Raw genomic sequence first — 10286 nt, forward strand, 5'->3', positions numbered from 1 at the left:
GGCGGTGCCGGCGGCCGAGCCCGCCGCTCGTCCCTAGCCGCGGTCCGGCGCGCCGCCAGGTCGGCGAGGCGGCCCGGTCAGCGCCGGTCGCGGGTCCACGTCACCAGGCGGTCCGCCTTCCAGGTGTTGATCACCCGGCTGGCCGGTACGCCGCAGAGCGCCGCCCGCTCGCAACCGAACCGCTGCCAGTCGAGCTGTCCGGGGGCGTGCGCGTCGGTGTTGATGGCGAACCGGCACCCGGCCTCCAGCGCACGGCGGATCAGCCGCTTCGGCGGATCCTGCCGTTCCGGCCGGGAGTTGATCTCGACAGCGACGTCGTGCTCGGCGCAGGCGGCGAAGACCGCGTCCGGGTCGAAGTCGCTCTCGGCCCGGGTACGCGCCCGGTGCCCCCGGTCGCCCGGGCCCTTCACCCCCGCTGGTCGGGACGAGACCATCCGCCCGGTGCAGTGGCCGAGGATGTCCAGGTGCGGGTTGGCGATCGCGGTGAGCATCCGGCGGGTCATCTTCGCCCGCTCGTCGTTCAGGCCGCTGTGCACCGAGCCGACCACCACGTCGAGCCGGGCGAGCAGCTTCTCGTCCTGGTCCAGCGAGCCGTCGGCGAGGATGTCGACCTCGATGCCGGTGAGGATGCGGAAGCCCTTCGGCAGCGCCTCGTTCACCGCTGCCACGTGGTCGAGCTGGCGGCGCAGCCGCTCCGCGGTCAACCCCCGGGCCACCTTGAGCCGGGGCGAGTGGTCGGTGAGCACCACGTACTCGTGGCCCAGCTCGACGGCGGCCAGGGCCATCTCCTCGATCGGCGACCCGCCGTCCGACCAGTCCGAGTGGGTGTGGCAGTCGCCGCGCAGCGCGTCCCGCAGCTTCGCCGCCGCCTCGTCCAGGTCGGTGCCCTCGGTGGCGACCAGCCGGCGCAGATAGACCGGCTCCTCGCCGGCCAGCGACTCGGCCACGCAGCGGGCGGTGACGTCCCCGACGCCGGTGAGTTCGGTGAGCTTCCCGGTCCGGGCGCGCTCGGCGACCTCCCCGGCGGGCAGGGCGGCGAGCGCGTTCGCCGCCGAGCGGAACGCCCGGACCCGGTAGGTGGCCTCGTTGGCCTTCTCCAGCAGGAACGCGATCCGGCGCAGGTCGGCGATGGGATCCCGGGCAGTCATGCCCTGCAACCTACGCGCCCGCGTCGCGGCCCGCCGGACGTCGGACGGGGTGTCGGGAGTGGACGGCGCTCAGCCGGCGCCGCCGGTGGTGCTGGGGGCCTTCGGGCAGCCGTGCTTCTTCTGCCAGGCGGCCACCTCGGTGGCCGGTCCCCGGTTGCCGCCCTTGCGCCACGAGTTCAGGTAGGGGGCCGGCCAGATGACGCCGCGCCGGATCCACCAGTCGTCGTGGCCGGTGCACTTCGGGGAGAGCCCGAAGTGCAGGTGGCACACGTTGTTGGCGTTGCCGGTGTGGCCCACCTTGCCGAGCTGCTGGCCGGCCTTGACGCGTACGCCGGCGTCGATACCGGTGGCGAGCGCGCTCAGGTGCGAGCCGTAGTAGCGGACCCCGTCGTCGCCGAGCAGCGACACCGACAGCCCCCCGTTGTACGGGCCGAGCGGGCCGCTCTTCGAGAACCGGTCCACCCGGCTCACCTCGAGGATCCGTCCGTCGGTGACCGCCACGACCGGCTCCCCGCAGTCGGCGAAGATGTCCGTCCCCGGGTAGGCGGAGTGGGTCGGGTGGTAGGCGACGTTGCTCGCCTTCACCGGGAAGACGTGCCGCAGGTCCGCCCGGGTCGGCGAGGGGGCGGCGGAGGTCGGTGCGGCGCTGGGGGACCGGGTCGCCTGCCCCGAGGTGGCCATCACGCCCGGCGTCTGCCAGGAGCCGTCCGTGCCGGCCGTCGGACGGGTGTCGGGCGCACACCCGGCGACCAGGGCCGGCACGAGCAGCAGCAGGATCGGGTACGCCGAACGCGGACGGCGGCCGATCGATCGCGAGCGCATCCGGACATCCTGGCAGACCAGTACGGTGGGGACGAACGCTGAGCATTCCGGTCGCGCTGCGTGATGTCGGTACGTGCACGATCCGTGAAGGGAGCAGGGCCGATGAACGGGTGGCAGCCGGTGCCCGGGAAGACCCCGCCGGGGCCGGGCCGTCCCGCGCCGCGTACCCCGTCGGGACTCTTTCCGGCCGGGGCGCCGATGCGGCCAGTCTGGCGCGAGCCGTACCCGGTGACCGGCGCCGGAGTCGCGGTCGGCGCCGTCACGGCCTTCGCCTGGCTGCTGCTGTTCGGCCTGCTCGGCCACGATGTGCCCAGCTACGCGTGGTGGACGGTGGTCGCCGGCGGGCTGGCCTGGCTGGCCGCCCTGGCGCTGGTCCGGTACGGCGACCGGGGCGTGGCGACCGGGGTGGCGATCGTCACCGCGGGCGGCTGGAGCATCGCCGCGGCGATCGTCGCGGTCCGCTGGGCGCAGAGCGGGAACTGGCCACTCTGGTGACCATGGGTGACGGATTCGCTGCGCAGCGAACGCCCCTTGACGTACGCGCGGTGACGGTTCACGCTCGCCCTATGGCCTGGACCACCCCGCCACGGCTCGACCCCGAGCGGAGCCGCCGCCGCCTGCAACTCCTCGCCGAGTTGGCCGGTGCGCGCGCGGTACGTCAGCGCGAGCGGCCGCAGCGGGTCAACACCGAGCGCCTGCGCCAGCTCATCGCAACCCGCCGGCGGATTGCCGGCTGACCGAACTTTCTCCAGGAACGGCCGGCCCTTCGGGGCGTTGACCGGTCGCCTGCCGACCCGACCGGTTAACGTGCACGCGTGACGGGTCGGCGTGCTGCCGAGGCCAATTTGGGGGGACCGTGTCGTACTTCGCTGCTGCCGTGGCGCGCGTCGAGGGCGGCTGGACCGCCGACGAGGTGAGGCTGCGGGGCGTCACCGACATCGAGGAGGTCGCCGACCGGCTGCGCGACGTCGAGCCGGACGCCGATCTGTCCCTGCTCTTCGTCGAGGCCGACGACACCTACCTGGTGATCCTGCGCCTGGACGAGGGCGAGGACCTGCGGATCTTCGGCTCGGACTCGGCGTACGCGGAGGAGAGCCAGCTCGGTGCGCTGCTGGTCGGCGACCTGAAGACCTCGGTCACCGGCCTGGAGGACACCGAGGAGCCGCGCGCGGCCGGCGGCGACGAGGAGACCGAGCAGCCGGCCGTGGACCCGGAGGCCGACCCGGTCGGCGACGCGGACCTCCTCGCCGACCTGGGCATCCCGGCGCAGAAGCTGCTCGCCCTGTGCGGGCACGAGGGCATGATGCCGGCCGACGTGACCGCCGAGATCTGCCAGGTGCTGGGCTGCGCGGACGAGGTCGAGGAGCTGCGTGAGGTCTGAGCCGGCCGGGTTCTGGACCGGCGGGAGTGAGCCCGCCGACGCCACCGACCCGGCCCTGGAGACCGTACGCCCCGGGCAGCCGACCCCGGGCCGGCCGGGCCGGGTGGGGCCCGGTGCGGACGAGGGGCTGGCCGACCCGGGCGGCGCGGGCCGCCAACAGCGGCACGAGCTGTGGATGCGCCGGGCGCTGGAGATCGCGGTGACCGGCCCGGACACGGCGGCACCGGCGGGGGCCGACGCGGCGGTCGAGGATGTACCCGTGGGGGCGGTCCTCTACGGGCCGGACGGCGCCGAACTGGCGATCGGGCGCAACGAGCGGGAGCTGACCGGGGACCCGACGGCGCACGCCGAGGTGCTGGTGCTCCGCCGGGCCGCCGAGCGGCTGGGACGCTGGCGGCTGGACGGCTGCACCCTGGTGGTGACCCTGGAGCCCTGCACGATGTGCGCGGGGGCGATCGCCCTGGCCCGGGTCTCGACGGTGGTCTTCGGGGCCTGGGAGCCGAAGACGGGTGCCGTCGGCTCGCTCTGGGACGTGCTGCGCGACCGCCGCCTCACCCACCGCCCCGAGGTCTACGCCGGCGTCCTGGAAGCCGAGAGCGCCGCCCTGCTCCGCGCCTTCTTCCGCTGATCGGTGCGGGCCGCGGCATTCCGGGGTCTCCGCGCGCCGGGTGGCGCCGACCTGCCGCAGGCCGAGTCGATCAAGCAGCTCCGGCCGGCGCCGGGCGGAGCAGGGTTTCGGCGACGGTGCGGGCGGCCTCGGTCCACGGGGCCGGGCGCAGGGTCGCCGGGTCGAGGCGGACGATCGCCCGGGTGCCCTCGGCGTAGACCGTGTCGCCGTCGACCGAGCGGAACTGGAAGGCGTACTCGGCGCTGCTGGTGCCGAAGTGCTCCAGCCAGAAGTGCACCGCGACCGGGCCGGTGGTGGCGATCGGAGCGCGGTAGCGGATGGTGAACTCGCGGACCGCGTGGAACACGTCCGGTGCGCTCTGCAGGCCGCCGAAGGCGATGCCGCGTTCGGTCCAGTACGGGGTGAGCGCGCGTTCCAGCAGCACCGCGTACCGGGCGTTGTGCAGGATCCCCATGGCGTCGAGGTCGTCGAAGTGCACGGTGACGTGCTCGACGTGACCGAAGTGGGTGGGGTCGCTCATCGCGGGCCTTCCGTCAGCAGGGTCGGGTCGGGGCACAGCTCCCGGAGGCGGCGCAGCAGGCCCTGGCGGGCGTGCCGGTAGGTGGCCTCCGGCTCCAGCAGCCGGGACCGCATCGCCGCGCCGATCCCGAGGGCGTCGATCTCGTACGCCAGCTGTGCGACATCCAGTTCGGCGGGGAGTTCGCCGAGCTCGACGGCCTCCTGGACGAGGCGTTCGAGCAGGGCCGTCCAGCTGCCGAACGCCGCGGCGAGCCGGTCCCGGACCGGGCCGGGGCGGGCGTTGTACTCGAACTCGGTGTTGGCGAAGAAGCAGCCGCCGGGGAGCACCCGGGCGGCGTAGAAGTCGATCCGGGCCTCGTGCAGCGCCCGCAGGCGCCGAACGCCGCGCGGGGCGCGCAGGGCCGGCGCGACGATGTGCTCCTGCCACTGCGCCACCGCCCGTTCGACGGTGGCGAGTTGGAGGGCCTCCTTGGACCGCCAGTGCGCGAAGAGGCCGGACTTGCTCACCCCGAGCCGGTCGGCGAGCTGGCCGAGGGAGAGGCCGTCCAGGCCCACCTCGGTGGCGAGGGACACGGCGGTGTCGAGCACCGCCGTGCGGGTCCGCTCGCCGCGGGCCACGCGTCCGTCCGAGGTCATGCGGGGAGCGTAACGGAAAAGAGCACGACCGGTCGTATTTATTTATGTGACCTGGCACGCAACCGCCCCGCCATCCGAGCGGATGGCGGGGCGGTGAGGGCGGTCAGGCGATGACGGTGTCCAGGGCAACCTCCACCATCTGGCCGAAGGTCTGCTCGCGCTCCTGCGAGGTCGTCTTCTCGCCGGTCTTGATGTGGTCGCTGACGGTCAGGATGGTCAGCGCGCGGGCCTTGAACCGGGCCGCGATCGTGTAGAGCGCCGCCGACTCCATCTCCACCGCGAGCACGCCGTAGTCGGCGAGCGCGTCGTAGAGGTCCGGCCGGTCGGTGTAGAAGGCGTCCGCCGCGAGGATCGGGCCCACGTGCATGGTGATGCCGCGCCGCTCGGCCACCTCGACCGAGGTACGCAGCAGCCCGAAGTCGGCCACCGGGGCGTAGTCGATCAGGCCGTCGAACCGCATCCGGTTCATGTTCGAGTCGGTGGACGAACCGATCGCGGCGATCACGTCCCGCAACTGGAGGTCCTCGGTCAGGGCACCGCAGGAGCCGACCCGGATCAGCGTCTTCACGCCGTACTCGTTGATCAGCTCGTGCGCGTAGATGGAGGCGGAAGGCATGCCCATGCCGGAGCCCTGGACGGAGACCTCGACGCCGTTCCAGCGGCCGGTGAAGCCCAGCATGCCGCGGACCGTCGTGTAGCAGCGGGCGTCCTCGAGGTAGGTCTCCGCGATCCACTTGGCCCGCAGCGGGTCGCCCGGCATCAGGACCCGCTCGGCGATCTCTCCCGGCTCAGCGCCGATGTGCGTACTCATGGCAAAGATCCTGCCAGGCCGGCCCGGGGGATACCGGTTCGGCGTCCGGACCGGTGGTCCTGTAGCCTACTCGGCGGTGGTGTGTCCGAGTGGCCTAAGGAGCACGCCTCGAAAGCGTGTGAGGGTTTACGCCCTCCGCGGGTTCAAATCCCGCCGCCACCGCTCGTGAAATGCGAGAACGCCCGGTCGATCCGCGAGGATCGGCCGGGCGTTCCGCTTTCCGGCTTGTCGACCGACCTCGGGTGAGCCGTTCCGTCTTCGAGAGGCGGGACCGACTAGGCGTCGAGCGGATGCCCGAGGATCCGAAGGCGCCCGCCCGATTCGATCGACTGTGCTGCCGCGCTCGACGGCTTGCGTTCGGCCTGGTCCTCGAACGAGGCCAGGAACTCCATGGCGAAGTCCAGTCGGGGGTACCGGTCCAGCACGCTCTTCCTGCTGGCCTCGGAGAACTCTTCAGGGCGTCGTCCCGCCACGTCCCAGGCCGTCGCGACCTGGAGTAGGTGGGACTCGGCGTCCTCGGCGGCGGACACGTCGGCGCGCATGTGGGTGACGATGATGTGTTCCACGCGGGCCGCACGAGCCTCGGGCCAGCCGGCGGCGACCGCGAACACCCACGCGAGGTTCCCGCTGGCCATTTCGAACGGGACCGAATGACTGTCGAACGGCTCGGTGAGGCCGGCATCGTGCAGGAGGGCCGAGACGAAGTACAGCTCGTCGTCGAAGGCAATTCCGTGCGCACGGGCGTACCTCACCCCCCACAGGTATGACCGGATGGAGTGGTTGAGCAGCGCAGGCGAGTAGTAGCGGGTGGCCACGGACAGCGCCGCCGTCGCCGCAGGCGTACCGGGAAGTTCCGACAAGCCGGAAGACTCAGGCATGGGCAAAGTTTAGTTCCGGCGCCTCTGGCGTCAGGCCCCTCCGTGGGCCGTCAACGGCCCCATCTCCTGCCCGTCTGCATCTTCAGCCCACCCGCGCCGACCACTCGGTCGACGTCGATCACTGGTCCACTCCTCTAGGGTGTCGCACGTCGATATCGAACGGGGGGTTCTGTTGCGGCGGAAAACTACCAGTGTGTCCGTGCTCGCAGTCCTGGCCGGGCTGGCACTCAGTGCCCCGGCAGCGGCGGCGGACGGGGTGCAGACGATCACCCGGGAGGGCGTCGTCCTGCAGTACGACCGGGTGGTGAAGACGGGCGTCCTCCGGCCCCAGCCGGTGCGGAAGACCGGGATCACGCGGTCGGACTTCGACGGTGACGGCGTGGATGACCTGGCGGCCACGGGTGACCCCTTCAACTACACCGTGCCGAAGACCCCGACCGGGGTGGTGGCCGTGCGCTATTCGTCCGCACCTCAGGTCGACTACTTCCTGGGTGTCCTCGGGCCCGACGGCGGCTGTGGTTGTTTCGGCACCGCGCTCGTGGCCGGCGACTTCAACGGCGACCGCTACGACGACCTGGCGATCGGTGACCAGGACGAGGTGGATCCGGGCAACAGGACGCACGCCGGCGGGGTCTGGATCATCCCCGGCAGCAGCAGGGGCCTGGTGGCCGGCTCTGCCCGCCATTTCAGCCAGAGCTCGCCCGGGGTGCCCGGTGACCCGGAGCAGTACGACCACTTCGGTGGCGCGCTCGCGGCCGGTGACATCAACGGGGACGGCCGCGCCGACCTCGCGATCGGCGCGTACGGGGAGTCGATCGGCACCAAGCAGGAGGCGGGCTCGGTCACCGTTCTCCTCGGCAGCGCGACCGGCCTGACGGCCACCGGTGCCGCCTTCTTCAGCCAGGACCAGGCGGCGGTGCCGGGGACGTCGGAGCGGAACGACCACTTCGGCTACACGCTGGCGATCGGAAAGGTCAACAGCGACCGGTACGCCGACCTGGTCATCGGCGCTCCCCAGGAGGACGACAGCAGCTCCTGGGACGGCAGCGGCATGGTGACCCTGATGTGGGGCTCGGCCACGGGGGTCTCCACCACCGGTGCCACCGGGGTGACCGGCGCGGCGGTGCGCGGGGCGACGGACCAGGTCGACACCATCGCCTGGTATCTGGGTGAGGCGCTCGCCGTCGGTGACGTGAACGGCGACGGGCTGGGCGAGGTGATCGCCGGCGCACCGAGCGCCCAGACCCCGGACATCACCGGTGGCCTGATCGCGGTCTTCACCGGCCGCTCCACCGGTCTGTCCAGCGGCGCGGTCCGGATCATCACGCAACGCACCTCAGGGGTGCCGGGGGCACCGGAGGGCGGCGACCGCTTCGGGGCGGCGCTCGCGGCCGGTGACGTGACCGGCGACGGCAAGGCGGACGTGCTGGTCGGCGCGCCGGGCGATCGCGCGGGGACGGTGGGGGGAGCCGGCTCCGTGACGCTGCTGAAGGGTTCCACCGCCGGGCTGACCGGTAGCGGCGCCCAGGCGTTCTACCAGGGCCAGTCCGGCGTCCCCAATTCGGCCGAGCGCGGGGACACGTTCGGTGCCTCGGTCGCACTGCTCAACCTCGACCGCAGAGGCGGGCTGGACGGTGTCGTCGCGGCGCCCGGCGAGGAGGTGACCGGCGACCTGGCCGGCTACCCGTCCGGGTCGGTGACGCGGTTCTACGGCGGCTTCGGGGGTCTCGCACCGCAGTCCACGACGTGGACCGGGTTGAGCACGCGCAGCGACAACGTCTGGCCCGAGCGGTACGGCATCCGGATCGCCGGGCCGCAGAGCGGTGGCCCGCTGTACTGAGTCTGCTCCTGACGGTCGAAGCGCCCCGGTCCGCCCGGGGCGCTTCGCCGTTGCGGGGGTCAGCAGGGGCCGTAGCCCTCGTCGAAGAGGCGCCGGGCCCAGTCCGCGTACCCGGCGATGATCTTGCGGACCGTCGTCCCGTCGTGCAGGAAGAGGAACGCCCGGTCGCCGTCGCGGGCGAGCAGCCCGTCGAACCGGTACGTCCCCTGTGGAGCGGACAGCCCGACCGCCGACGGGTACGCGGCCCGGACCGCGGCGACCGGGGTGCCGACGCTGATCCCCTCGGGCGTGCTCATGGGGTCGTCGAGCCAGAGCAGCACGAGGCGGTCGTCGACGAAGATCGGGCTGGCCGACCCGTGCCCGGCCAGCGTCGGCCCGCACGCGGTCACCTCCGTACGCAGCACCCCGCGCCGGGTCAGTTCCTCCTCGGTGGTGCCGAACTCGGCGTTGCGCAGCCCGTTCAGGCCGACCACCTCGGCGGCCCCGACCGGCCGGGTCGGCACCTCCGGCCCCTGTGGACGGACGCCGCTGCCGGCGATCGAGGCGGCCGCCATCAGCACGGCAATGAAGCCGAATTGTCGCAGTTTCATGGCATCCCCCAGTCCCCAACGGGACCGGGGCGATGAGGTTGCTGGTCCGGGTCGGATTGCCGGAGTTCCCACTCCTCGGCCAACTCGTCCCAGTAGTCGGCGGAGAGCCCGCGCCGGCCGTGGGTTAGCCAGCCGGCCGTGTCGCCCTCCAGGTGCAGGCCCAACTCGGCGAAGAGGTCGATCCAGGGTCCGGGCTCAACGCCCAGCCGGGCCAGCGCCGCGTTGATCGGCCAGTCGGCGCGGGACCGGTCCAGCGTGCGGTCGAGGTGCGGCCCCCAGCTCACCTCGCCACCCAGCCACACCGCGGCCGCCTGATGGCCCAGCCCGCCGGCGAATTCCGCCTCCAGGTAGGCCACCGGACCCTGCCGGGACCAGCGGGCCAGCAGGTCGGCCAAGGCGCGCGACAGGACGAGTCGGAAGGGCTGCTCCGCCGAGGGTTCCCCGGTGGCGAAGTCCGGCAGGTCGCCGGTCAGCTCCTGGACCAGTTGCGGGGTGACCGGCAGCAGCGCGAAGTCCTGGCGGAGCGCGGCGAGCACCGCGTGGTCCAGGTCGCCGGTCTGCTCGCGGAGCAGCTCGACGTCGGCCACGACCGCGCTGAGCTGGTAACCCATCCGGCCCTCTCGGTGTCCACAGGTTGTGGATGGAACATGTGTACGACGGCGGGTCAGTTTTCCACAGGCGGCGGGTCGGCCATCTCGAAGGCCATCACCGTGGCACCCACCCGGACCGTACCGGGGGCGTGCGGTGGGCGCGCCGCGTCGTGCAGCTCGGTCATGATCGCGTGCAGCCGGCTGCGAGCCGCCGCCCAGTCCTCTGGGGAGACCCAGAGTTCGGCGTCGACGGTGACGCCGGTCGCCTCCGGGGCCCGGTCGGCCACCCGGTCCAGCAGGTTGCGGGCCAGTGACTCGGCGAGCAGGGCCTGCCCCTCCCGCTGCTCGGTCAGCCAGGGCGCGCGTACCGCGCGGTAGCGGCGTTCCTGGCCGCCGCGCCGGCTCCGGACGTCGGCCAGTTCCACCAGGCCGGCGGCGTCCAG

The 10286-nt window shown here is 72.8% G+C and carries 14 protein-coding genes and 1 tRNA gene; 6 read left to right on the forward strand and 9 right to left on the reverse strand.

All coding sequences use genetic code 11. The annotated features are described in order from the left end of the window. Positions 1-77 precede the first annotated feature (77 nt). Both ACWEVO_RS18345 and ACWEVO_RS18350 read right to left on the reverse strand, forming a co-directional pair. Positions 78-1148, reverse strand: coding sequence for a PHP domain-containing protein (locus tag ACWEVO_RS18345; RefSeq protein WP_452308731.1), 1071 nt, complete (start codon positions 1146-1148; stop codon positions 78-80). A 69-nt stretch (positions 1149-1217) separates the two neighbouring features. Next, on the reverse strand, positions 1218-1970 hold the full coding sequence (locus ACWEVO_RS18350) for a M23 family metallopeptidase (protein ID WP_452308732.1): 753 nt from the start codon (positions 1968-1970) through the stop codon (positions 1218-1220). Between the two features lie 102 nt (positions 1971-2072). On the opposite strand from ACWEVO_RS18350, the gene ACWEVO_RS18355 reads away from it, so the two are divergent. From ACWEVO_RS18355 to ACWEVO_RS18370, 4 genes are all read left to right on the forward strand, one after another. Beyond that, a complete protein-coding gene (locus ACWEVO_RS18355) occupies positions 2073-2465 on the forward strand; it encodes a hypothetical protein (protein WP_452308733.1) in 393 nt (130 codons plus the stop codon). Between the two features lie 71 nt (positions 2466-2536). After that, positions 2537-2707 (forward strand): hypothetical protein, encoded by a 171-nt coding sequence (locus tag ACWEVO_RS18360; RefSeq protein ID WP_452308734.1) that lies wholly within the window; start codon positions 2537-2539, stop codon positions 2705-2707. Between the two features lie 119 nt (positions 2708-2826). After that, positions 2827-3351, forward strand: coding sequence for a tRNA adenosine deaminase-associated protein (locus tag ACWEVO_RS18365; RefSeq protein WP_452308735.1), 525 nt, complete (start codon positions 2827-2829; stop codon positions 3349-3351). Then, complete coding sequence (locus ACWEVO_RS18370) at positions 3341-3979, forward strand: nucleoside deaminase (RefSeq protein ID WP_452308736.1); 639 nt, start codon at positions 3341-3343, stop codon at positions 3977-3979. The genes ACWEVO_RS18365 and ACWEVO_RS18370 overlap by 11 nt, the downstream gene beginning before the upstream one ends. Before the next feature lie 70 nt (positions 3980-4049). On the opposite strand, the gene ACWEVO_RS18375 is transcribed toward ACWEVO_RS18370, so the two are convergent. The 3 genes from ACWEVO_RS18375 to deoD form a co-directional block, all read right to left on the reverse strand. Further along, positions 4050-4499, reverse strand: a complete 450-nt coding sequence (locus ACWEVO_RS18375) for an acyl-CoA thioesterase (protein WP_452308737.1) — start codon at positions 4497-4499, stop codon at positions 4050-4052. Beyond that, positions 4496-5134, reverse strand: a complete 639-nt coding sequence (locus ACWEVO_RS18380; RefSeq protein WP_452308738.1) for a TetR family transcriptional regulator C-terminal domain-containing protein — start codon at positions 5132-5134, stop codon at positions 4496-4498. The genes ACWEVO_RS18375 and ACWEVO_RS18380 overlap by 4 nt, the downstream gene beginning before the upstream one ends. A 103-nt stretch (positions 5135-5237) precedes the next feature. Beyond that, on the reverse strand, positions 5238-5945 hold the full coding sequence (deoD, locus tag ACWEVO_RS18385; protein WP_452308739.1) for a purine-nucleoside phosphorylase: 708 nt from the start codon (positions 5943-5945) through the stop codon (positions 5238-5240). A gap of 75 nt (positions 5946-6020) precedes the next feature. Here deoD and ACWEVO_RS18390 point away from each other — a divergent pair. Next, positions 6021-6107 (forward strand) — tRNA-Ser (locus tag ACWEVO_RS18390). Between the two features lie 113 nt (positions 6108-6220). On the opposite strand, the gene ACWEVO_RS18395 is transcribed toward ACWEVO_RS18390, so the two are convergent. After that, positions 6221-6760 (reverse strand): HD domain-containing protein, encoded by a 540-nt coding sequence (locus ACWEVO_RS18395; RefSeq protein ID WP_452308740.1) that lies wholly within the window; start codon positions 6758-6760, stop codon positions 6221-6223. A 256-nt stretch (positions 6761-7016) separates the two neighbouring features. Here ACWEVO_RS18395 and ACWEVO_RS18400 point away from each other — a divergent pair, with 256 nt between their 5' ends. Continuing rightward, entirely contained in the window at positions 7017-8663 is a 1647-nt protein-coding gene (locus tag ACWEVO_RS18400) for a hypothetical protein (protein WP_452308741.1), read from the forward strand. A 59-nt stretch (positions 8664-8722) separates the two neighbouring features. Here ACWEVO_RS18400 and ACWEVO_RS18405 read toward each other — a convergent pair whose 3' ends face one another. From ACWEVO_RS18405 to ACWEVO_RS18415, 3 genes are all read right to left on the reverse strand, one after another. Continuing rightward, a complete protein-coding gene (locus tag ACWEVO_RS18405) occupies positions 8723-9217 on the reverse strand; it encodes a hypothetical protein (protein WP_452308744.1) in 495 nt (164 codons plus the stop codon). A gap of 32 nt (positions 9218-9249) precedes the next feature. Beyond that, complete coding sequence (locus ACWEVO_RS18410) at positions 9250-9864, reverse strand: hypothetical protein (protein WP_452308742.1); 615 nt, start codon at positions 9862-9864, stop codon at positions 9250-9252. Positions 9865-9917: 53 nt separating this feature from the next. Next, positions 9918-10286 (reverse strand): hypothetical protein (locus ACWEVO_RS18415; protein ID WP_452308743.1); only part of this gene is annotated, 369 nt, incomplete at its 5' end.

Source organism: Micromonospora sp. NPDC003776 (assembly GCF_053605645.1).